Below are 23473 nucleotides of genomic sequence, written 5' to 3'. Positions count from 1 at the left end.
TATTATATAAAATAATTACTGAATACATAGTATTACAAAGAGAAATAATATCTATAAATAATAGCATGAAAGGAATAAGGGTAAGTAGATGTTTAATAAATTGATATCTAAATTTAAAATTAATAAATATTCAATGATTAAGCATGGGACAGTTGCATTTATAACAATGTTTGGTGTTGGAATGTTCTTTGGAGTTAAAAATATTATGATTGCATTTCCTATTGCGATAACATCTGCTGTAATGAGTAGGCAGAACTTTCAAGTAAAAAAAACAAGTAAGGTATTTAGAATCATCGCTTTAGATTTACTTATTGTATTTATATCATTTTTATCATCTCAAAATATTTATTTAGGAGTTCCTATAAATTTTATTAGTATTTTTTTAATAATTTACACAGTTGTTTCACCATATGATCTTACATTTTATAAACCTTTTATAATGCTATATGTATTTACACAATACGCTTCCATATCACTAGCTGAACTACCTAATAGATTTTTAGCAGTAATATTTGGAGTTCTAGTGGTGGTGGTTGGGAGTTTTATTCATATGGAGGATGAGAAAAAGATATTGGGTAAAAATGTAATTAATACACTTAATAATTTTAAAAAACAGATAGAGAATATATTGCATGGAGAATTTGATGAAGCTTTATTAATTAGTTCATCAAAGAGCATGAGGGAACTAGTATATAGGATTTACATTACCAGGCATAAAAAGTATTTAACAACTAACCTTGGTAGATTTCAGTTCAAAATATTTATAGCTATAGAACATATGAATTTAAACCTGAAAAAAATATATAAAGATTATTTAAAGGGTGAAATAGAGAAAGAAGTAATAGAAGATTTATTATTAATAGTTGATTACATAATATTTTATTCAGAGGGTAATATTGAGAGTTCAGAATTGCTAAAGTACTCATATGAGATATCTGATAAATATATTGATCCATTAAAGTATCCATATAATTTAATGGATACAGTTTTACTCTTAGTAGAAAATATTAAAGAAATCGAATTATTAGGAAAGAAGGAGATAAATAAGGTATATAAAGAATGGCAGAGATCGGATTTAGATAGAATAAAAACAACTTTTAAAGAGTACTTTAATCCAGAAAGTATAAGGTATAAGTTTGCTATGAGAATGGCAATTACTTTAACTATGGCATTATTTATTGGTGAAACTCTAGGATATTATAAAATAATTTGGGTAATTATTACTATAATGTCTATAATGCAACCCTATTACGAAGATACATTATCAAGGACAAAGGAAAGGATAGTAGGTAATGTGATTGCAATCATTTTTACGGGCGTAACAATAAATTTTATTAATATTAGATGGGTAACTGTTTTAATATTAATTATATCTTTATATTTACTTTATGGATTTAAAGATTATTCGAAAATTTCTTTATTTGCTGCAGTAGCATCAATTTGTATCTCTTCTTTAACAGAGAATATTAATACTTTAATATTCTATAGGGTAAGTTATGTACTTGTAGGTGTGCTGGTTATTATCTTAGTGAATAGATATCTATTTCCATATAAGCTTGAGTATGGGATAGAGGATTTAAAGAAAAAGATTATAAAATTAAGTAATATGTTAATCGGTGAAAGTATAAAGAATATTGCAAGGCAGAAAGAAACAAATGATATTAGGGATATAATAATTCATACAACCCTTTTATGTCATAAACTTTATCTTAGAAATCTTAAAGAAAAAAGGGAAGAAATTGATAAGTTTATAGATTCAAATACTAATTTAGTTGTAGAGGTGGGATATAAAATATTATTTGAAATGGGTGGTGGTAGTTAAATTATTAATAGGTTTAAGGCTTCAACCATTGTAGAATGAAGCCTTAATATTTTACGCTTTTTTAGGTTGAATAAAATCACGTTCTAAAATACTTATCTTCTCAGGATCATTAAAGTCTTCTAAAGAGGTAATATTAATTTCATTAAGAATATTATCTAAAACTCTACTATGAACAGGAACTTTAATTGGGGAATCAAAAGCAAAATCATCAACTGCTACTTTCCCTTGAGCAGGTGGAATTATAGCCTTTGGACCACCAACACAGCCACCAACACAGCCCATTCCTTCTATAAAGTTTGCATCAATCTTACCTTCTAATGCAGCTTTAAGTATTTCCTTACATTCTTTAATGCCATTTGCTTGAGTTGCTTTTAAATGCTTATATTTAGCCGGATATAGTTCTTCTATAGCTTCACTTATTGCTATAGTTACACCACCTGTACGTGCATAAAGTCTTCCACCACGAGAAGCATATTCAAGGGAAGGTATCCCCTTTAAATCTCTAGGGTCTATCTCTAAAGCTTTAAAAATTTCTTCTACCTCTTGGAAGGTTAAAACAAAATCAATAGCCCCCTCTATATCTTTCTCCTTAGCTTCTGCTTTTTTAGCAATGCAAGGTCCTATAAATACAACTTTAGCTTCTTGATTTAGCTTTTTAATTACTCTTCCAGCTGCAATCATAGGAGAAACAGAAGGGGAGAGGTCAGGGACAAGATCATTATAGACTTTTTTTAACATACCTACCCACATAGGGCAACAACAAGAAGTTATCATTAGATCACCAGGTTTATTTACATGTTTATTAAACTCACAAGCCTCTTTAATTGTTAGCATGTCAGCTGCAAAAGCTACTTCTATCATATCTGTAAAGCCTATTGTTTTAAAGGCGGCTCTTAATTGATCCATAGTTACGTCTGAACCAAATTGACCTGAAATAGCAGGTGCCACTGCTGCTATAACGGTTTCATGATTTTTAATAAGATCCATTATTGGTAGGAACTCTACCTTATCTATTATTTTTCCGGTTTTACATGCATCCACGCATAAACCACAGCTTACACAACTTTCCGGATCAATATATGTTGATTTCTTTTTTTCATCATAACCTATAGCATCAAAAGGACAAGCAACTTGGCAGCTATGTTCTTTAGAATCATTACTTACACAGGATACAGAACAATCATGAAGTTTTTTTATTATTCTATTACTAACTGTATAATCAGTAATAGCTTTCTTTAAATTATATAGATAATTATTATCATACTTTACATCAACCCCACATAGGGATGTGATTATTTGGAAGGTATCTTGAGGTGATTTTTCATGGCAAAGCATGATTTTATTTAATGTTTCATCAAAGTTTCCATCATAGTAAGACTTAACTAAAGTATCAAATATATCATTATATTTATTATTCATTAAAAATCCTCCAATTTATTAAAACTTATTTATGCAAATTTCATATCCTTAGTATATATAATTTTATAGAAAATAATACCTAGATTAATATGATAATCTAATATAATTTAAGAACAATATTATTTTCATTTTCAATAATATTCTTATGTAATATGATTTTTAACTTGCAAAAGTATAATATTTAATGTTAAAAAATAAAATTAAAAGAAATTATTGACAAAAAGAAAACTTTTAAATATAATAAAAAAGAAGAAAAAAATATTAAGGAGGTAGGACTATGTTTAATATAACGATGAAATCATTTAATATTAATGGAATTGTTAAAAATTCATATGGTAAAAAATATAGTTATAACCCTATCTCACTAAAAGGACTAGGTTTCTAGTTGTTTTTATGTTTTATTTAGTATTGTAAAACAAGGTCATGGGTTGTAGCCCATGACCTTTTATTATTATAGTTTATAGGCGCCATAAATTAGAAAATAATAGATTATTAAGGTCATGGTATATCCATGACCTTTTTTTCTTTAGGGCGGGAGTAATAATTATAATAAAGGTCGCAATTAAGGGGGCAATAATATGAAAAGAGTACTAAAATATGTTTTAAAGTATAAACTTTGGGTAGCTTTAGGTAGCTTATCCATGCTTGCAATTATTGGTGCTGATTTATGTATACCATACCTTCAGAAGGTATTTTTAGATCAAGGAATTATTCAAGGAGATAAATCTATAATTGCACCAATAGTTTTAATGATTTTATCAATTTCTATAATTAAAGCTATTCTTGGCTATTTTAAGGAATATCTTTATGATATTGCAAGTAGTGAAGTTCATGAAGAATTAAAAAATGATATATTCATTCATATACAAGAGTTAGAATTTAAATATTTCGATGGAATGAATACGGGAGAATTAATGTCTAGGATAGGGGAGGATGCTGAGAATATCTGGCAAACCATTTCCTTTGGTTTAAGATTATTTGTTGAAAATATACTATATTTTGTTTTATCAACAATAATACTATTTTATCTAAACTGGAAGTTAGCATTAGCTTGCTTTACAATAATGATTCCTATAGGTTTTATTGGAATAAAGCTTGAGAAAATCTTTGGTGAATGTTATGGGAAAATAAGTGATAAGACTGCTGAGATAAATACAACAGCACAAGAAAATATAGCAGGAGTTAGACTGGTTAAGGCATTTGCAAGGGAGAAATATGAGGTTAATAAGTTCCTAAAGATGAATAGATCTTATTATGATTTAAATATGGAACAAGCAACAGTTATAGCTAAGTACTTTCCACCAATCGAATTCTTAACTAATATTTCATTGGTGGTAATGATTATTTTAGGTGGATATTTTGTAATGAATGAAGAGATTACAATTGGAATATTAGTAGCATTTAGTGGGTATATTTGGAACCTGATTTGGCCTATGAGGATGCTTGGTAATTTAATGGATATACTGTCAAGAAATACTGCTTCTGCAAAGAAGATATTTAATATAATTGATAGGAAGTCTAATATAACTACAAAAGATGATGCTTATAGTCCTGAAAAAGTTAAAGGAGATATACAATTTAAAGATGTGAACTTTAGATATAATGAGGATAATGTTCTAAATAACATAAATCTCAATATTAAGAAAGGAAGCACTATAGCAATTATGGGTACAACAGGATCTGGTAAATCTACAATATTAAATTTAATTGGTAGATATTATGATGTCCATACTGGTGCAGTAAAAGTTGATGGAGTAGATGTAAGGGATTATGACATAAATATATTACGAAGTAATATGTCTATAGTCCCACAAGATACCTTTTTATTTTCTGATTCTATATTAAATAATATTAAGTTTAGCAGTTTGAATGCTACTGAAGATGAAGTTATTGAGGCATGTAGAGTAGCATGTTGTCTAGATTTTATTGAAAATTTAGAAGAGGGGTTTGAAACTGAGATTGGAGAGAGAGGTCTTGGGCTATCTGGTGGTCAAAAGCAAAGAATTTCTATAGCAAGAGCCTTATTAAGAAAAGCACCTATATTAATTTTAGATGATGCAACTTCAGCACTAGATATGGAGACAGAGCATGATTTATTAGAAAACTTAAATAAAAGAGAAAAATCATCTACAACATTTATAATAGCCCATAGAATATCTGCAGTGAAAAATGCAGATACAATTTTATATGTGGAAAATGGAGAAATAAAAGAACTAGGGACTCATAAGGAATTATTAGAGAAAAAAGGGATTTATCATAATATTTATTCTGAGCAGTTTAAAGATTTCGATACCTTAGATAGAGAGGTGGTATAATGGCTAAAAATTCTATAAGAAGAGATGAAGAGATAAGTAGTAGAAGAAAAAAAGATTTAGTAGGAAGACTTTTAGTATATTTAAAACCATATAAATCAAAATCAGTGTTAGTAATACTCCTAATGATATTTGTTATGATTTGTAGTGTTATAAATCCATATCTTTTAAAGGTTGCAATCGACGATAAAGTTGTTAATAAAGATACAAATGGATTGATTATTATAGGTATTATCTTAGTAATAATGAATTTAATTGGATGGATATTATCAAGGATTAGGTGGAAAATGATAGCATCAATTACCAATAATATTTTAGTTAATATAAGAAATGAACTGTATTCACATATTCAAAAGCTTTCATTTAACTTCTTTGATAATAGACCTGTAGGTAAAATATTAGCAAGGGTTGTTGGTGACGTTAATGCTCTGAAAAATTTATTTGATCAAAGTATTCAATCATTGATACCTGAAATGTTGAATTTAATAACTGTAGCAGTTGTAATGTTAATTCTTAATGTCAAATTGGCCCTTGCATGCATTGCATTGCTTCCAGTACTAGGATTTGCAATGTTTTTCATTGAAATAAATTCAAGAATAAGATGGGAAAAGTACAGGAGTAAGCGATCTAATTTAAACGCCTTTACTCATGAAGATTTTTCAGGGGTGAAAGTAGTTCAAGCTTTTGCTAGTGAGGATAATACTGAAGATAAATTTAGGGAGTTAGTTAAGGAGCAGAAGCTTGCTTTTAACAAAGCAGTAAGACTTAATGATTTATTCTGGCCACTTGTAGAATTATCATGGGGAATTGGAACAGTTGTAGTATTTGGTTTAGGATACAAGTTAATAGTTAATGGAGAGATAGAAATAGGAACTTTGTTAGCATTTTCAATGTATTCAGGTATGTTTTGGAGACCTATAATGAATTTATCAAGCTTTTATAATACTTTAATAACAAATTTAGCAGCAGCTGATAGAATCTTTGATATTTTAGATATTCAGCCAGATATAGTTAATGTTAAAAATCCAGAAATAATTGATAATATTAAAGGATATGTAAAGTTTAATAATGTTGGATTTGCCTATGAAGATGGTTATGATGTTTTGAAGAATATAAATTTAAAGGTAAGGCAAGGAGAGAAAATAGCCCTTGTTGGTAGTACAGGTGCTGGAAAATCAACTATTGTATCGCTTTTAAGTCGCTTTTATGATGTTACATCAGGGCAGATTTTAGTTGATGGTAAGGATATAAAAGAATTAGATTTAGAGACTTATAGAAGCCAATTAGGAATAATGCTTCAAGATACATTTTTATTCTCAACTACTATTATGGAGAATATTAGATACGGTAGATTAGATGCTACTGATCAAGAAGTAATTGAGGCAGCAAAGACTGTAAATGCTCATGAATTTATTAGTAAGTTAGAAGGTGGATATTATACAGAGGTTAATGAAAGAGGCTCAAGGCTATCTTTAGGACAAAGACAACTAGTATCCTTTGCAAGAGCTCTTTTAGCTAATCCAAGTATATTAATACTTGATGAAGCAACATCAAATATTGATACAAAAACCGAAAAGTTAGTACAATCTGGTATAGAGAAATTATTAGAGGGCAGAACCTCCTTTGTAATAGCACATAGATTATCAACCATTAGGGACTGTGATAGGATTATAGTAGTTGAAAGTGGTAGAATAGTAGAAGTAGGTAATCATGAAGATTTATTAGCAAATAGAAGTATATATTATAATCTTTATATGTCTCAATATGAATTCATTAATGAAGGGGCATAAATGAAAAAATAGGGTATCTATGATGATATTTTTATCATAGATACCTTATTTTTATATAGAGAAATAATCTAAATAGAAAAAAATGGATAAAACAGAGCAATAAGGTGAAAAGTGGAGATTGAACCATATAAATACATATAATAACTCAATTTCACTCATGGTTAACTTTGTAAATTTAACTATACTAGTGTACCATTCAATTAGTACACTGATACAGAATCAATTAAGTGTTTTATATTAGGAGGAAACTATGAAGATATTTTTTAAATATATAGCTAAGTGTATGACAGAGAAGAAAGCAAGGTTTGCATTGTTAATTTTAGCTATATCACTAAGTACAGGGCTATTAGTATCAATTACAGGCGCAGTGCAAGTGGCTATAAAAAGTTTCGAAAAGCCAATGACGGAAGCTTATGAAGGAAAAGAAATTACAATAACATCAAAAAAAGGAGAAGCATTCTTTACTTTAGAGGGAATTAAAGAAGAAGGTGTTCAGGGAATACAGGGGGAAGTAATAATACCTTCAACAACAGTTGAAGATGAGCCGAAAAATGTAAGTATAAGCGGTAGAGAAAATAATACTATATCAAAAGAGGATTTATTAGATGGAAATTTAAATGATTTTATAGGAGAAAAATGTATTATTTCTAAAAGAGTAAGTGAAGAAGAAGGTTTAAAAATAGGCGATAAACTTGAACTAATAGTGGGTGGGGAAAAAAAGAGTTTTATCATTGAAGCTATATCATCTAACAATGGAAGATTTTATATAGAAACAGCAAAATCATATGGGATAATAGTTCCTTATGGATATCTAGAAAGTCAATATAAATTAGATGGGAAGTTTAATTATTATCTTGCAAATAAAGAAATGGATAATATTAAGGATAGTATAAAAATATTTAATGAAAATAATTCGGAATTTGAGGCTAAAGAATTATTTGATGAAGAAGCAGTAAAAAGCCAAATGGGGCAATTCACATCAGTATTATATGTAATGTTATTAGTAGTCGTTGTGATGAGTGCAATAATTATATATGGTTCATTTAAGTTAACAATTACTGAAAGGCTATCAGTAATTGGAACATTCTTAAGCCAAGGTGCAACACACTGGACAGTAGAAAAAATATTATACTTAGAAAGTATAGCTTATGGAATTATAGGCGCCATTCTAGGTAATGTTATTGGATTAGGTGGGTTATATTTAATAAATTACGTAATATCACCATTAAGGGACTATGGTGTTATAGAAAAACTGGTAGTAAATCCATCATACTTTATAATTGGTACAGGATTTGCAATAATTTTATCATTTATATCAGCAGTTATTCCAATTAGAAGAATAAGAAAAATAGAAGTAAAAGAAGTAATTTTAAATAATGTGAATATCTCAATGAGAATAGGCTGGAGTAAGTTTATTATAGGCGCTGCATTATTAGCTATATCAATCTGCATAAACTTTGTTAATATAGATTGGGCAATTAATTTTAGTGGGTTATTTATAATAATATCCATTATAGGGTTAGTTCTTATGTATCCAAAGGTTATAGATATAGTTACTAATTTACTATTTAATATATTTAGAGGTAGAAGTAAGGTTATTATTTTTGCTTTAAATAATTTAAGGACATCTAAAGTTCTTATGGGAAATATAACACTTATAGTAATATCCTTACTATCAATATTTATGATTAATTCTATAGGAACTAGTATGAAGAGTATGGTAACAGATGCTTATTCAAAGTTGAATTTTGATATAAGTATAAGTGAAATAAATGGTATTTCTGGGGTTAAGGAATCAAATGTTACCGAAAAAATTGTTAAAAGTCTAAAAGAGAATAAAAATATCAATGAAGATAGTATTCAGTTACAAAATCAAGGATTTGGATTTGTAGGAAAAGCTATGGTTTCAGTAGAGGGTATAGAGAAGAGTAAGTATAAGGATTTTAACGGTTATTTAGAATTTGGATCTTCAAAAAATTCTAAACTTTATGATGAGTTTGAAAAAGCAGGTAGTAATAAAGTAATAATAACTAATAAATTAAAAAAGACATTGGATGTAAAAGTAGGAGACAAAATAAAATTAGATTGTAATGAGATTACAAAAGAATTTGAAGTTTTAGGCTCAGTAGATGGAAAACTATACAATAATGGGCAAGTTATTTTTATGGATATGAATGATTTTAAAAGAGAATTTAATATAAAAGAAGCAACGGAAATTTCAATTAAGACAAGTGGTGATCCTGAAGAAGTAAAAGAGGAAATAACACCAATTATTAAGGAATTTGGAGCTAAGGCAACTACAAAGGCAGAATTCGAAAAGGATAATATAAAATCTAATCAGATGGTTGTAAATGTTCTTAGTATATTTTCATATATGGCTATGTTTATTGCAGCATTAGGTGTATTAAACAATATAATAATAGGATTCTTACAAAGAAAAAGAGAGCTTGCAGTATTCAGTTCAGTTGGAATGACAGGAGTCGGTCGAGGAACAATGCTAATTACAGAATCAATTTTATCAGTAGTATGGTCATTAGTAATAGCTATTCCATATAGCTACTTAGGGTTATCACTATTAACTAGAATGTTAACAGTTGTAGGGATGCCGTTAAATGTAGAACTAGATGTTAATTTAATTCCACTATATTTCATAGCATCATTAGTTGTAATACTTCTAGCGACAATTCCAATACTATTTAAAAATAGAAAGCTATCAATAATTGAAGAATTAAAGTATGAGTAAGGAGATTAGAGATATGAATATAATTGAAGTAAAAAATTTAGATAAATCATTTAAAGTAGGTAAGGAAACAACAAGGGTATTAAAGAATATTGATTTTACCGTAGAAAAAGGAGAGTTTATATCAATAATGGGACCTTCAGGTGGTGGGAAATCAACTTTATTATATCTTCTTGGTGGTCTCGATAAGCCAACATCTGGTATGGTATCAATTAATGGAAAGGATCTAAGCACTATTAAGACTAAGGAAATGAGTAGAATGAGGAGATGTGAAATGGGATTTGTATTTCAATTCTATAATTTAGTACCTAACTTAACTGTTGAAGATAATATAATGCTTCCATTAATATTAGATGGAAAGAAGATAAAGGATTATGAAAAAAAACTAAGTGAAATATTAGATATTATAGGTATGAAGGATAAGAGAAAGGTAACCCCAAGGGAATTATCAGGAGGACAACAACAAAGGGTTGCAATTGCAAGAGCTTTAATATTTGATCCAGAGATAATCTTTTTAGATGAACCTATTGGGAATCTAGATTCTAAAACTGGTACGGAAATTATGGAGCTATTTAGAAAGATAAATCTTGAGTATGGGAAAACTTTGATTCAAGTGACACACTCTAGTGAAGCTGCACAATATGGAACCTCTATCATAAAGTTAATTGATGGCGAAATTGTTGATAGGAAGGAGCTTACTGTAAAAAAAGTAGGATAGAAAAAAATAAATAGTAATACTTTTTATATCTAATTGGAACTATAATAAGATAATAACCATAAACTATTAAATTAGTATATGGTTATTTTTTGTGAAATCTAACTAATATTATTTAGGAAATATAGGAGTTATATGAATCTATTATAAATAAAGGAATACTACTTTCTACAAAATTTTTACTTAATTCGGATAGATTAAACTAAATTTTAGTATTTTCGTGATATAATAATAAAAAGACTTATGGGAGGAATTAACATGGAATTAAATTGGAGTTTGAAAGAGTTATATTCTTCATTTGATAGTGATGAATTTAAAAGTGATATAAAGAGGCTTAATGATATGATTGCTGATATTAATATATGGGCAACAGAAGTAGTTAAGAATAATGAGGATCTGACTACAAAATTAGAAGAATATATAAAGAGATATTCTAAATATACAGATATAATTCATAAACTATATACATTTGCAGAATTATCTATAAGTGTAAATACAAAAGATACTACTGCTCTTAAGTATTCAGACATATTAGATAAGAAGTCTTCAGAATTAGTGGAGAGTTCTACTAAGATTGAAAGATGGATTAGTAATATACCAGAATTGGATTCTGTTATTAATGGATCAAAATTATTAAAGGATCATGAATTTATATTAAAAGAAATAGTTGAAAAGAGCAAATACTTACTTTCTGATAAAGAAGAATCAATTATTGCAAATATGAAAAATACAGGATCAAATGCTTGGTTAAAGCTTAAAGATAATTTAATATCTTCATTGATGGTAGATATTGAGGAGGATGGAGTAATAAAAGAATTACCTCTAACTGTAGTTCTTAATATGGCTTACGATGAAAACTCAGAGGTTAGAAAAAATGGTTATGAAGCTGAGATAGCAGCATATTCAAAGGTAGAAGAAGGGGTAGCAGCTGCACTTAATGGAATAAAAGGTGAAGTTATATCTGTTTGTAAATTTAGAGGTTATAAGTCACCACTAGAAATGACTCTAATAGAATCAAGAATGGATGAAGAATCTTTAAATGCAATGCTTTCGGCAATGGTAGATAGCTTACCTATTTTTAGAAAGTATCTAAGAAGGAAAGGTGAGCTATTGGGCCATAAGAATGGGCTTCCTTTCTATGATATGTATGCACCAGTTGCAGATGCAGAGATGAAATTTACTTATGAAGAAGCTGGTAGTTTTATTGAAAAAAACTTTAATACATTTAGTAAGAATTTAGGTACATTTGCAAGAAAAGCTATAGATAATAACTGGATAGATGTTTATCCAAAGCAAGGTAAAGTTGGTGGAGCTTTCTGTGAAGGAATTCATAGTCTTGGGGAAAGTAGAGTTTTATTAAACTTTGGAGGGCAGTTTGGTGATGTAGTTACTATGGCTCATGAATTAGGTCATGGATTCCATAATGAATGTTTAAAGGGTGAAACTACATTAAATGCTGACTATCCTATGCCTATTGCTGAAACAGCATCAACTTTCTGTGAGACAATAATTAAGAAAGCAGCTGTAAAAGAAGCTTCAAAAGAAGAGGCCCTAGCAATATTGGAAAGTGAAATATCTGATTGTACTCAAGTAATTGTTGACATTTATTCACGATTCTTGTTTGAAAAGTCAGTATTTGAAAAGAGAAAGGTAAGTGCTTTAGGAGTAGAAGAGATTAAAGAATTAATGTTAGAAGCTCAAAGAGAAGCTTATGGAGATGGATTAGATCCTGATTACCTACATCCTTATATGTGGGCATGGAAACCTCATTATTATTCAGCGGATACTAATTATTATAACTTCCCTTATGCCTTTGGACTATTATTTTCAAAGGGATTATATGCAGAGTATCTAAAGAGGGGGGATTCATTCCCAGAGGCATATGAAAAATTACTTGCAATTACAGGTAAGAATAATCTTGCTGATGTAACAAAAATTATGGGGATAAATATTCGAAGTAAAGATTTCTGGAAAGAGTCTTTAAAGACTATTGAAGAAGATATAGAAAAGTTTATTGAGTTAAGCAAGAAATAAAAGGTGTATTATCAATTGAAAGTGGTATATTTCAAGTATTACCTTGAAATATACCACTTTTTTGAACTAAAACAGATATAACCTTCTGGATTAAAGATATTATTTTTTATTATAGCTTCAAATATAACTTTGGGTTTCTGTGAATTAGAAACTTCAATAATATAAGCTTCCTTTTTACATCTTGGATTATGAACATCATCTATTGGATTACCATAGATATCTTTTGTTATACTACCAAAAGTTATTAATCTATTTGAATTTGGGAGTATATCTATAGAACCCTCTTGGGCAGAGTAAAGGGTATTACCACTTTCTTTACCGTATTGCCATATCTGTTCTACTTCCATAGCGTCTTCATCTATTATGTATTCTACAGCCCTACTATAATTGTTATGAGCTAGTACTACATCATCCATATCATTACTTCTAAAGTTTCCATTATCAAATACAAATAAACTACCATCATTTGTTATTATAGGGGAGTGTGGACCCCAAGACCATTCAAAATTATTGCCTTTAGGTGATAGTAGATATTCTTTAAAGGAATCTCTCCATTCATAATGTGGAGCTAATATCCATTTAATCTCAGCAGTGTTTTTATTTATTTTGACTATGGCATTTTGGTTTTTACAACAAACTATCAGAGAATTATCCTTTTCTTCATAGAAAACAGAGTTAATATGAATCCAATCATCAGGGTCATCATCTAACCATAAATCTGCAGGTCTTTTAGTATCTAATATTTCATTAAAGTACCATCTATTAATTATTTGCCTTGATTTTCGATCAATTTCAATAACTAAGTCTCTTTTATTACTGCTACTTTGTGTAATCACTAAGAAGTTTCCATTTGGTAGTTCTGTTGGTTCATAATAAAATCCATCATCAATAGGGTAATAATTAATAATTCTACCAATAAGATTTATCTCAAAGAATCCAGGAGATGTATTTTTAGTTAAATTCTCTGAAGGATAAGAAGCATCTATTAGAAAGTTACCATTATTAAGCTTCTTGAAGAGATAATTTGAGATACCTTTATAGTACCATCTGATATTACCCTTTGAGTCAATCAAAGAAATATAATGAGATTTACCTCGATTGCCAGATGTGTTAGTAAGAGATAATGCATAAAAACCATCTAATATTGCATTATCTTCAGATTTAAGAATTTTTATCTTAGGGAAATCTTCTGGTAGAGGACTTGTCTCTAAATTAAAGGTGAAACTTTCAGTTTTATATGTTTTATATGTACAGGTTATCTTAATAGTGTTATTGAAATTAGCCTTTAACCCTATGACATTTAATCTATGTGTTCTTGAATATTCCTTTAAATCCTGAACAATATCATCTTCTATGTATAAACTAATTCTGCAAGGGTTTTTTGTTGTAAATAGCACTAATGCTGAAAGTGGACAAAAATTATATGGATTTATTTTTATGTAAGGTGATTCTAAAGTATAGTTTCTACTTTTAAATTCTTCATTTATTTGATCTGTTATACTCTTTTGTTTATATATTAAATTTATCATATACTACTCCTTTCTAAAGCAGAATTATACCATATCTTTTTTTAGATTTGTAGAATAGATTTTTTAAAATTATATGCGGTTATGAACATTTATCTAATAAATGAATATTATGAAAATATAAAGAAAACAGTAAATAGGAGGATTAGATATAATGAATCCCTATGAGCTAATTATGAAAATACAACAAAGAATGAATACTGACCCTAACTTCGCTGCTAGATTTACAGCATTAACAAATGAACTTAATAATATACCTGGGCTTCAGCAAGAAGTAATGAAAATAGCTCAAATAAATGATGATAAAAAACGACAAAAAGCTATAGATAAGTTGCCAGACAGAGTTAAGCATACAGTTAAAGATATGTTTCAACTATTAAATGGTTAATAAACATATTGATAAATTATCTATTTTTAAAGTGTAAGGATAACTTACACTTTTTTTCTTTTGTAATTAGTTAGTAATATAGTATAATTATAGATGATAAATAATTAAAAAGTTTTGGAGGGTTTTATGGGATTATATGATAAACTATCAGGTAAGGCAACAATGGGAGCAGATCTTACATATGTAGAAGACTATATTTTCGAGGGGGAAGAGGTTCTTAGCTCTTATCAATTTATTCGAGATTCAGTTATTCTAACAAATTTAGGTGTTTACCTAGTAGATGTACAAGGACTTACAGGGAAGAAAGTAGAAGTTAAGTTTTTCCCGAAAAAAAATATAAAAAGTGTTACTTATGAGACCGCAGGGAATTTTGATTTAGATGTAGATATAAAGATAGGTGTTGATGGAAATACAGTTATGGGGCCTGGTGGTGCATATTTCAGTGCTCCAATTTCCTTTAAGGTACCTAAGAAACAATCTAATGAAGCTAAAGAAATAATAGGATTAGTAAAAAGATATTACTTATGTGACTAATTGAAAGATAAGTTGAAGAATCTAAAGTTGAATGAATTTACCTGAGAAAATATTTTAGGTGCTATTCTTTTAACTTTAGGTTCTTTTTGTGTTAAAATGATTTACAAATTTAATATGTAATGTAATTGTAATATAATAAACAGGTAAGTAATGTTATAATATAGTTTAGATATAAAAGTTAGAAAAGTTCATATTCTATAATAAGAGATAAATATCTAGCCCTTGAAATATTTAAGGGAGAATATTACTATATAGGTATTAAGAGCTATTAGATTATAAATAAAGTCAATAAAAATTGAGGTGGATTAGTTGAAGAAAAGGACATCGCAGGTATCAATTGCAATTATATGTGTACTTTTAGGTTTTCTTATTACATACCAATTTAAAACATTATCTAAAGGAAATACAGGGTATAGCAGTGATATAGTAAGTGAAGTAGAGGGATTAAGAAAAGAAAAAGATGAATTAACAAAGTCACAGACAGAGCTTATGAAAGAATTAAAAGAACTTGAAGGTAGTGCAACAGATGAAACTGATATTGGTCAAGAAATCAAAAAGCAACTTGATAGTGCAAGAATGCAGCTTGGACTTGTAAGTGTAAAGGGAAAAGGTATAGAGCTTACACTTACAAAGAAAAATTCATTTTTTGGTGGTAATGTTAGTGGTGATGCACAAAATTTAGGGGAAGTAGAATTAGTTCATCTAATAAATCTTATATGGTATGCTCAAGCAGAAGCTATTGAAATAAATGAGTATAGAGTAACACCTCAAACAGGTATAAAAAATTCAGGGAAATTTATTACTATAGGCTCAGCTGGTAAAATTAATCCTGCTGAAAAAATTGTTATAAAGATTATAGGTGATGTACCTAAATTAAAAAAGGCCTTGACTTTCAAGATGGACATAGAGTATGGAGGTTTAAAAGCTTACGATTTTGATATAGTCGAACAAAATGAAATCATAATTAATAAAAGTACTGAATCTATAAAGTCTGATCATATACAAGGAATAAATTAAAAGGAGCAATCTTAATCTAGAATTAACCTAGATTAAGATTGCCCTTTTTTAATAAACTGGATTTTGAGAAGCTGTTTTTTTAGCATGAACTCCTCTTGTGTAAGAGTAATCAGAAGTTGGGGTATTGTAAGATTGCATAGATGCTGGGAATTTCATTGTTGCCGAATGAATTACTCCATCAGTTCTATGTTGTTTTTTATTACTCATAGTACATCAACTCCTTACGATAGTATTTTGGCCACAAATAAGAAAAAAATTCGAGTTAAATTTTACTATGGTTTATATATGGAAAATTTATTAATGCTCACACAGAAAGGGTGGAGATTTTTAAAGCTCTATTTCTTCAGTTTCTATTCTGTAGTTAGCATTTTTATAGGATCTAATAATAAATGATATAGAACCAAGTATTGTAAGAAGATAACCAATTGCTAAATCTTTCATAAAGACATCCTTTATTTCAGGTGCGGTTAAAAATTCAGGAACAGATTTAAAGGCATCAAAGAAAGTAATTAGGTAATCAGCTTTATATTCTAAATAAATATCAAAAGCAAGTGAAATATAGCTTGCAAAGAAAACCATAATAATTGTTATGATTGAGGTAATAACAATACCTGAAATATTTAGCTTTCCACCAAATTTTTCATATCCTTTAATACTACATAGAGCAATAGCAAAACCAGCAATAGCCGCAATATAATTCATTTGTGCTATTATCACCCATAAAAAAGATCCGATGCAGGCTCCAAGCAGAGAGCCGATTATTCCTAAAAATATTTTATTTTTCTTGGACTCATAAGTGTTTCGTTGCTCATGGATTACATTATTAATTTTATTCTGACAATTTTTACAACGAGGTACAACAATGTTATTTAATAAAAATGGAGGGGATTCATTAAATTCACCACAAAAGCCACAGCAAGTTAATAAATTATTTATCATAGCCATATTAACAATTTTATCAAGTATAGATAGTAGTATGAGGTCATTTCCATTGTTACTAGTCCTAGGAGCGTATTCTAGTTGAATTTCACTACCTTTATATACAACGTTTTTTATTTTTTTATATTCGCCTTTTAATTCATTTAGGAACTTATTCATATCATTAAGTCCAAATTCATTAGTGAGTCTTACTGGAAAGTAAATAAAGTATACATAATTTATTGAGTTAATTGTAAGATTATATCCTCTATATAATCCATATAATATATCTTGCTGATTTACAAATGTTAATCCAATTGATTCAGCAAGATTATAAAGTAGTTTGTCCTTCATATAAGATACCCCTTTCATTGACAATATGTATTATTATAACAAATTAAACTTTTACTAGTAAATGAGATTTGACATATCATATGTCATTAAATAATATATAGTTAAATGATAGAAATTTCGTGCAAAAGCATCATAAAGACTTCGATTATTGAACTAAATAAATAGTATAATGAAAGGATTAGATTAATGCGAATTAATAAACTTCTTAGCAATTATGGATATTGTTCTAGAAAGGATGTAAATAGATTAATTGAAAATAAAAGGGTTATTGTTAATGGAAAGTTATGTGAGCCAGGACAATGGGTAGAAGAATGGGATGCTATTCTAATTGATAATATTCCAATTAAAAGAAAAGAAAAAATATATATTGCATTGAATAAACCTATAGGAATAACATGCACTGCAGCTGAAGATGTTGATAATAATATTATTAAGTATTTAGATTATCCAGAATATATTTTTCCAGTTGGCAGGTTAGATAAAGAATCCCAGGGGTTAATTCTAATGACAAACGATGGAGATTTAGCCAATAAAATATTAGAATCTGATAATGAACATGAGAAAGAGTATCTAGTAACAGTTAATAGGTCCTATAATGAAGATTTTATTAAAGGAATGGAAAGTGGCGTTGAAATTTGTGGAGTTAAAACAAAACCATGCAAGCTAGAGAGAATTTCAGAAGATAGTTTTAAAATAATTCTAACACAAGGACTTAACAAGCAAATTAGAAGAATGTGTAAAGCTTTTGGATATACTGTTATAAGGTTAGAACGTATTAGAATAATGAATATAAAAATAGATGGAATAATTTATGGTAAGTGGAGACATCTAACTTTAAATGAAGTGGAGACATTAAGTAAATGTTAAATTGAGTTAATGTGAGACTTCTATTTGGAAAGAGCTTGGGATTAGCAAAGGGGCATAAATTAGAGTTAGTGGAAGTAATTGAATGAAATAGTCTAGTAGGTGCTAAAAATAGTATATTCTAGAAGATTTTATGTAATATATTTGTATAATATTGTTGTTGTTATGGTGTATAATAGGATAGGAGAAAATTGTTAAAACTTACTATGTGAGAGGGGTATATAATGATTGTAGGGTTATACTTTAAATCTATATTCGGTAATATGTGGGCTAGAGTTGAAAATAACACTTGTGAAGAAATAAAGGATATAGAAATTATCCTTAAGGATGTTCCGATGGGGACAAGCAAGATAAAGAAGGTATTAGGAAAATCGAAAGAAAGAATTGCAATTAATAAAAGAGGTATGAGAAAAGCTGGATATTTAATGGTGAAATTTAATGATTTACAAGGGAACTCTTACAAAAGGGATTTTGATGAGGTTATTTTGCCAGATGATTATAAGGATGTAAGTATTGAAATTAGTAAAGTAAATAATGAATATGTAATGAACTTAAAACCTGGAATTAATGATTAAAAAGGTTAAAAATAGATTGTGCTATACAGGAGGAGGGAGAAAGTATGAATAAAAAACTTAAAATTTATGTATCTATAGCAATATTAGCAATATTAGTTTTATTAGGTGGAGCTATATTTATAGTTACTAAAACTTCTAATAAGCCAAATGAAGCTTTAAGTAAATACTTCGATTTAATTAATGATAAGAACTACGAAGGTATGTATGAAATGATAAGTAGTGAGAGTCAGGAAAAAATATCAAAAGATGACTTTATAAAAAGGAATAAGAACATCTATGAAGGTATTGAAGCAAAGGACATAAAAATTGATATTAGCAAAGTCACAAGTGATGGCGGGGATAAGAAAATTGATTATACTACATCTATGACGGTAATGGGAAGTGAATTAACTTTTGATAATAGTATAAAAATGAAGAATGAAAATAAATCTTTTAGTGTTATTTGGGAGTCGAAAGTTATTTACCCTGAACTTGATGAAGTAGAAAAGGTTTCTGTAAAAACTAATAAAGCTAAAAGAGGAGAAATCTTAGATAGAAACGGGAAAGCATTAGCCACTGATGGGTTAGCAGCAAATGTTGGGATTGTACCAGGAAAGCTAAGTGCTAACCAAGATGAGGCAATAGCATCAATAGCAAGTATACTAGAAATTTCTGCAGATGATATAAAAAGCAAATTAAAGGCATCCTATGTTAAGTCAGATATGTTTGTACCTATAAAGGTTATATCTAGTACAGATACAAGAAAACAAAGTCTTTTGCAGATTCCAGGGATTATGATTAACGATAAAGCAGCAAGAGTATATCCTTTAGGGGAAGATGCTGCACACTTAACAGGATATGTTCAAAACATAAATGCAGAAGAACTAGAGGAGTATAGTGATAAGAATTATAGATCAGATTCAGTAATAGGTAAAACTGGTTTAGAAAAGATATACGAAGATAAGATTAGGGGAATCGATGGATTTGAGATAAATATAGTAGATATGAATGGTAAAAAAGTTAGTAGTATAATATCAAAAGAACCACAAAATGGTTCGGATTTAAAATTAACAATCGATTCTAATATGCAAAGCCTTTTATATGGTGAGTTATCTAAGGATAAAGGGACATCAGTAGCAATGAACCCTAATACTGGAGAGGTTCTTGCATTAGTAAGTACTCCAGGATATGATCCAAACGACTTTGTAATGGGGATATCAACAGACAAATGGAATAGTTTAAATAATGATATCAATAAACCATTATACAATAGATTTTCAAGTAAAGTTGTACCAGGATCCATATTTAAACCTCTTACAGCAGCGATAGGATTAGATAGTAAGACTTTAGATCCAAATGGAAATAAGAATATAAGTGGTCTTAAATGGCAAAAAGACAGCAGTTGGGGAGATTATTCAGTTACTAGGGTAAGTGAGTATGGTGGGGGAAATAATCTTTTAAATGCCTTAGTATATTCTGATAATATTTATTTTGCACAAACCGCATTAGATATTGGTAAAGATACTTTTGCAGAAAAACTAAAGAGTTTTGGTTTTGGTGAGGAACTACCTTTTGAATACGGGATGACCAAATCTCAAATAGCATCAGATGGTAATATAAAAACTGAAGTTCAATTAGCAGATAGCGGATATGGACAAGGTGAAGTATTAGTGAATCCAGTACATTTAGCTTCAATATATACTGCATTCTTAAACCAAGGTAATATTATTTCTCCTTATTTGGAGTACAAGAACAATCCGGAATCTAAGATATGGAAGGAGAATGCAATTAGTAAAGAGTCTGCAAATCTTGTATTACAGAATATGATTCAAGTAGTTGAAAATACTGGTGGTACAGGTCATGAAGTTCAAACAAGCGGACTAACCATAGCAGCAAAAACAGGGACAGCAGAAATAAAGGCATCTCAAGATGATACAACAGGAACAGAACTTGGATGGTTCGCAGCAATGACTACAAATAAAGATAAAAATAATTTATTAGTAGTAACAATGGCAGAAGATGTAAAGGATAGAGGCGGTAGTCATTATGTAATACCAAAAGTCAAGAAAGCTCTGGAAACAGTAAAGTAGATAATTGACTAAATTATAAAATTATGATAGACTTAATAGATTAATAAGGATAGAAAATGCTCTGGATATCAATGATGTCTAGAGCATTTTCAATAAAAGAAATGAAAGTGAGATAGAATGGAAGAAAGAGCGATAAATTATAGAAGGTTAAAGTCAGCAAGGTTGTATAGAGGTAAATCATTAGATCAATTAGCAGAAGAAAGTGGAGTAAACAGAAAGGATATTATGTGCTTTGAAGAAAATAAGTACCGTCCAGTTGAAGATAACGTATGGAAGCTATGTAAGGCATTAAAATTTCCTAATAAGTATTTTTACGAAAAGGATCTTATAAAGGTTATTATAGAAGGAACTTCATTAAACTCTAAAGCTTCAACTAATAAGAATGAAGAGATAGCCTGTAAAGAAGGGTTAGTAATGATAGGTAAGATTTATGGTCTATTAGATGAATATGTACCTACTAAGAATGTTAATTTACCTAAGAGAGGGCAATACAGGGATTTAGAAGCTATCGTAAATGCTGTAAGGAAGACTTGGAATATTGGTGATGGACCTATAAAAAATATGGTATCAGCAATGGTTGATAATGGAATTATAGTTTCAGATATTTATTTTGATAAAAAAGGTATTTCAACATTTACTCAAAAAGTTACAATGAATGGAGATCTTAAGTATATTGTATCTTTAGGTAATGATAATAGATCAATTGCAAGAAGAAATTATGATCTTGCTTACGAACTTGGGTATATGATTGCAAATGAAGTTGGTATTCCAGTTAAGAAATTCCCAATGGATGAATTTGCATGTGAGTTCTTATTGCCAAAGGAAGAATTCTTTAAGGATTTAGTAAATCCTACTAATTTAAATGGATACTTAGATATCAAAAAGAAATATTTAGCGCCAGTATCTGCAATGATATTTAGAGCTTATGGATTAGGAATTATAGATTATAAGAAATATAAGTTTTTACTATTAGAAATGGAAAAGAAAGGCTGGCTTAAAAAAGAACCATTAGATGATTCTTTAAAGGATAACAATGTAGTTGGTTTTCGATCAGTTATGGATAGAAATAACTTAACTTTAGAAGAAATTGTTGAGATATTAAGCAAAAATAAAATGACTTTAAATCCTGATGATGTTGAGATATTACTTGGTTTAAAGAAGAGGAATACATATTTTAAAAGAAAAAAATAGTTTATTATAACTTTTAAAATCCAGTGGTGATAACTGGATTTTTTTTGTGTTTAAAGCTATTTAATAAGGTAAATGTAAATAGTTATCCAGCAGATATAATTTTAATTACTCACGAGCATGAAGATCACAATAAACTAGATTTAGTTACTAAAAAGGATAATACTAAGATAATAAGATCAAGAGATGCATTAAAAGATGGTGCCTACTATACCTTTGATGAGCAGGGAATAAAAATAGAGTCTGTGCCAGCTTATAATAAAAATCATAAAAAAGATTTATGTGTAGGCTACATTATAGAAGTAGATGGAATTAAAATTTATCATGCCGGAGATACTTCATAAACTATTGAAATGAGTACTTTTTCAGATAAGAAAATAATCTACGCACTTTTGCCATATGATGGAGAATTTAATATAGGACCGGTAGAAACAAAGAGAGTATCAGAATTAATTAAAGCGAAATATGTTATACCTATACATGGAATAAACAGCAAAGCAGAGGACATTAAAATAGTTAAGGAAAAAGAACGAATAGAGTTAGAACCATAAAATAAAAACCCCCCAGTAGTGGGGAGTTTTCTTTAATTTATTCCTATTTTTCTAGAATATAATTTAAATCCTTCACCTTCTAAAAATGTAAAGAAGCCAGAAGTTATAAAATATAACCCAAGTGCTATTGGAGCTTTAATAGTAATTAAAAAGCTAAATATAGCAGGTAAAAAATTCATTACAGTCATAGGTTCTTTATTTTCTTTTTTGAAGAGATTTACTATAGTTGGTAATAGGGAAACCATGACATAAATAATTGGAATAATAAAAAATGGATCAGATAATTTAATACTTTCTACCCAAGGTACCAGTAAAGTTGCAGCTTCTACTGAGATGCTATTTATTGTAATATAGAGAAGTGAAACGACAGGTATCTGCAAAAATTGAGTAAAGCAACCGCCAATACTTTTAACACTTTCACTCTGAAGCTTTTTCACTTCTTCCTCAAGCTTTCTTTTATTTTTTTTATATTTTTTCTTTATCTCATCAATTTGATTATTTACTTCTATTTGTTCTAAACTAGTTTTCTTACTTTTAATTGAAAGGGGAAGCATTAATATCTTTACTCCTAAAGTTAAAACAATAATTGTTAATCCTAAATCACCTGTTAATAAATAGATAAAATTAATAAGGTTTTCCATATAATCCTCCTAAAAT

General features: G+C 28.9%; 20 protein-coding genes. 15 read left to right on the top strand and 5 right to left on the bottom strand.

All coding sequences use genetic code 11. The features are described 5' to 3' along the window. Positions 1–88: 88 nt before the first annotated feature. A complete protein-coding gene (locus ACSYT2_RS07355; protein ID WP_430856536.1) occupies positions 89–1822 on the top strand; it encodes an FUSC family protein in 1734 nt (577 codons plus the stop codon). A gap of 51 nt (positions 1823–1873) precedes the next feature. Here ACSYT2_RS07355 and ACSYT2_RS07350 read toward each other — a convergent pair whose 3' ends face one another. Next, on the bottom strand, positions 1874–3241 hold the full coding sequence (locus tag ACSYT2_RS07350) for a [Fe-Fe] hydrogenase large subunit C-terminal domain-containing protein (protein WP_430856535.1): 1368 nt from the start codon (positions 3239–3241) through the stop codon (positions 1874–1876). Positions 3242–3819: 578 nt separating this feature from the next. Between ACSYT2_RS07350 and ACSYT2_RS07345 the strand changes: the two genes are divergently transcribed. The 5 genes from ACSYT2_RS07345 (at position 3820) to ACSYT2_RS07325 (ending at position 12832) form a co-directional block, all read left to right on the top strand. Further along, complete coding sequence (locus ACSYT2_RS07345; RefSeq protein WP_438384354.1) at positions 3820–5556, top strand: ABC transporter ATP-binding protein; 1737 nt, start codon at positions 3820–3822, stop codon at positions 5554–5556. After that, on the top strand, positions 5556–7343 hold the full coding sequence (locus tag ACSYT2_RS07340; RefSeq protein WP_438384352.1) for an ABC transporter ATP-binding protein: 1788 nt from the start codon (positions 5556–5558) through the stop codon (positions 7341–7343). The genes ACSYT2_RS07345 and ACSYT2_RS07340 overlap by 1 nt, the downstream gene beginning before the upstream one ends. 250 nt (positions 7344–7593) lie before the next feature. Continuing rightward, positions 7594–10086 (top strand): ABC transporter permease, encoded by a 2493-nt coding sequence (locus ACSYT2_RS07335; RefSeq protein WP_438384351.1) that lies wholly within the window; start codon positions 7594–7596, stop codon positions 10084–10086. A 13-nt stretch (positions 10087–10099) separates the two neighbouring features. After that, positions 10100–10801, top strand: a complete 702-nt coding sequence (locus tag ACSYT2_RS07330) for an ABC transporter ATP-binding protein (protein WP_430856531.1) — start codon at positions 10100–10102, stop codon at positions 10799–10801. Positions 10802–11056: 255 nt separating this feature from the next. Next, positions 11057–12832 (top strand): M3 family oligoendopeptidase, encoded by a 1776-nt coding sequence (locus ACSYT2_RS07325; protein ID WP_430856530.1) that lies wholly within the window; start codon positions 11057–11059, stop codon positions 12830–12832. A 38-nt stretch (positions 12833–12870) separates the two neighbouring features. Here ACSYT2_RS07325 and ACSYT2_RS07320 read toward each other — a convergent pair whose 3' ends face one another. Continuing rightward, complete coding sequence (locus tag ACSYT2_RS07320; RefSeq protein ID WP_438384349.1) at positions 12871–14361, bottom strand: aryl-sulfate sulfotransferase; 1491 nt, start codon at positions 14359–14361, stop codon at positions 12871–12873. A 151-nt stretch (positions 14362–14512) separates the two neighbouring features. Here ACSYT2_RS07320 and ACSYT2_RS07315 point away from each other — a divergent pair, with 151 nt between their 5' ends. From ACSYT2_RS07315 to ACSYT2_RS07305, 3 genes are all read left to right on the top strand, one after another. After that, a complete protein-coding gene (locus tag ACSYT2_RS07315) occupies positions 14513–14746 on the top strand; it encodes a hypothetical protein (RefSeq protein ID WP_430856528.1) in 234 nt (77 codons plus the stop codon). A gap of 126 nt (positions 14747–14872) precedes the next feature. Continuing rightward, entirely contained in the window at positions 14873–15280 is a 408-nt protein-coding gene (locus ACSYT2_RS07310; protein ID WP_430856527.1) for a PH domain-containing protein, read from the top strand. Between the two features lie 309 nt (positions 15281–15589). Beyond that, entirely contained in the window at positions 15590–16297 is a 708-nt protein-coding gene (locus ACSYT2_RS07305) for a DUF881 domain-containing protein (RefSeq protein ID WP_430856526.1), read from the top strand. A gap of 48 nt (positions 16298–16345) precedes the next feature. Here the strand turns inward: ACSYT2_RS07305 and ACSYT2_RS07300 are convergent, their stop codons facing one another. Beyond that, complete coding sequence (locus tag ACSYT2_RS07300) at positions 16346–16504, bottom strand: hypothetical protein (RefSeq protein ID WP_430856525.1); 159 nt, start codon at positions 16502–16504, stop codon at positions 16346–16348. Between the two features lie 120 nt (positions 16505–16624). After that, positions 16625–17569: a hypothetical protein gene (locus ACSYT2_RS07295; protein ID WP_430856524.1), complete on the bottom strand. Its 945-nt coding sequence runs from the start codon at positions 17567–17569 to the stop codon at positions 16625–16627. A 186-nt stretch (positions 17570–17755) separates the two neighbouring features. Here ACSYT2_RS07295 and ACSYT2_RS07290 point away from each other — a divergent pair, with 186 nt between their 5' ends. From ACSYT2_RS07290 to ACSYT2_RS07265, 6 genes are all read left to right on the top strand, one after another. Beyond that, positions 17756–18436, top strand: coding sequence for a pseudouridine synthase (locus tag ACSYT2_RS07290; RefSeq protein WP_430856523.1), 681 nt, complete (start codon positions 17756–17758; stop codon positions 18434–18436). A gap of 221 nt (positions 18437–18657) precedes the next feature. Continuing rightward, complete coding sequence (locus tag ACSYT2_RS07285; RefSeq protein WP_430856522.1) at positions 18658–19008, top strand: hypothetical protein; 351 nt, start codon at positions 18658–18660, stop codon at positions 19006–19008. A 44-nt stretch (positions 19009–19052) separates the two neighbouring features. Further along, a complete protein-coding gene (locus ACSYT2_RS07280) occupies positions 19053–21077 on the top strand; it encodes a penicillin-binding transpeptidase domain-containing protein (protein ID WP_438384345.1) in 2025 nt (674 codons plus the stop codon). Between the two features lie 117 nt (positions 21078–21194). Beyond that, on the top strand, positions 21195–22268 hold the full coding sequence (locus ACSYT2_RS07275; RefSeq protein WP_430856520.1) for a helix-turn-helix domain-containing protein: 1074 nt from the start codon (positions 21195–21197) through the stop codon (positions 22266–22268). Positions 22269–22312: 44 nt separating this feature from the next. After that, positions 22313–22609, top strand: a complete 297-nt coding sequence (locus ACSYT2_RS07270) for an MBL fold metallo-hydrolase (protein ID WP_430856519.1) — start codon at positions 22313–22315, stop codon at positions 22607–22609. Between the two features lie 9 nt (positions 22610–22618). After that, on the top strand, positions 22619–22816 hold the full coding sequence (locus ACSYT2_RS07265; protein WP_438384343.1) for a hypothetical protein: 198 nt from the start codon (positions 22619–22621) through the stop codon (positions 22814–22816). A gap of 32 nt (positions 22817–22848) precedes the next feature. Here the strand turns inward: ACSYT2_RS07265 and yidC are convergent, their stop codons facing one another. Continuing rightward, positions 22849–23457 carry a membrane protein insertase YidC gene (gene yidC / locus ACSYT2_RS07260; protein ID WP_430856517.1) on the bottom strand — a complete coding sequence of 203 codons (609 nt, stop codon included), beginning with the start codon at positions 23455–23457 and terminating at the stop codon, positions 22849–22851. Between the last annotated feature and the right edge of the window lie 16 nt (positions 23458–23473).

This window comes from Clostridium zhoujianii, assembly GCF_051590805.1.
In the GTDB taxonomy this organism is placed as follows: Bacteria; Bacillota; Clostridia; order Clostridiales; family Clostridiaceae; genus Clostridium.
The sequence above is the reverse complement of the archived record's forward strand: the minus strand, read 5'-3'. Positions and strand labels throughout refer to the sequence as shown.

Bases quoted from the DNA above. Each gene is read 5' to 3' on its own strand.
- ACSYT2_RS07275 (WP_430856520.1), top strand. From the start codon at position 21,195: ATGGAAGAAAGAGCGATAAATTATAGAAGGTTAAAGTCAGCAAGGTTG.
- ACSYT2_RS07320 (WP_438384349.1), bottom strand. From the start codon at position 14,361: ATGATAAATTTAATATATAAACAAAAGAGTATAACAGATCAAATAAAT.
- ACSYT2_RS07315 (WP_430856528.1), top strand. From the start codon at position 14,513: ATGAATCCCTATGAGCTAATTATGAAAATACAACAAAGAATGAATACT.
- ACSYT2_RS07290 (WP_430856523.1), top strand. From the start codon at position 17,756: ATGCGAATTAATAAACTTCTTAGCAATTATGGATATTGTTCTAGAAAG.
- yidC (WP_430856517.1), bottom strand. From the start codon at position 23,457: ATGGAAAACCTTATTAATTTTATCTATTTATTAACAGGTGATTTAGGA.
- ACSYT2_RS07280 (WP_438384345.1), top strand. From the start codon at position 19,053: ATGAATAAAAAACTTAAAATTTATGTATCTATAGCAATATTAGCAATA.
- ACSYT2_RS07300 (WP_430856525.1), bottom strand. From the start codon at position 16,504: ATGAGTAATAAAAAACAACATAGAACTGATGGAGTAATTCATTCGGCA.
- ACSYT2_RS07350 (WP_430856535.1), bottom strand. From the start codon at position 3,241: ATGAATAATAAATATAATGATATATTTGATACTTTAGTTAAGTCTTAC.
- ACSYT2_RS07335 (WP_438384351.1), top strand. From the start codon at position 7,594: ATGAAGATATTTTTTAAATATATAGCTAAGTGTATGACAGAGAAGAAA.
- ACSYT2_RS07340 (WP_438384352.1), top strand. From the start codon at position 5,556: ATGGCTAAAAATTCTATAAGAAGAGATGAAGAGATAAGTAGTAGAAGA.
- ACSYT2_RS07330 (WP_430856531.1), top strand. From the start codon at position 10,100: ATGAATATAATTGAAGTAAAAAATTTAGATAAATCATTTAAAGTAGGT.
- ACSYT2_RS07265 (WP_438384343.1), top strand. From the start codon at position 22,619: ATGAGTACTTTTTCAGATAAGAAAATAATCTACGCACTTTTGCCATAT.
- ACSYT2_RS07345 (WP_438384354.1), top strand. From the start codon at position 3,820: ATGAAAAGAGTACTAAAATATGTTTTAAAGTATAAACTTTGGGTAGCT.
- ACSYT2_RS07355 (WP_430856536.1), top strand. From the start codon at position 89: ATGTTTAATAAATTGATATCTAAATTTAAAATTAATAAATATTCAATG.
- ACSYT2_RS07325 (WP_430856530.1), top strand. From the start codon at position 11,057: ATGGAATTAAATTGGAGTTTGAAAGAGTTATATTCTTCATTTGATAGT.
- ACSYT2_RS07295 (WP_430856524.1), bottom strand. From the start codon at position 17,569: ATGAAGGACAAACTACTTTATAATCTTGCTGAATCAATTGGATTAACA.
- ACSYT2_RS07310 (WP_430856527.1), top strand. From the start codon at position 14,873: ATGGGATTATATGATAAACTATCAGGTAAGGCAACAATGGGAGCAGAT.
- ACSYT2_RS07285 (WP_430856522.1), top strand. From the start codon at position 18,658: ATGATTGTAGGGTTATACTTTAAATCTATATTCGGTAATATGTGGGCT.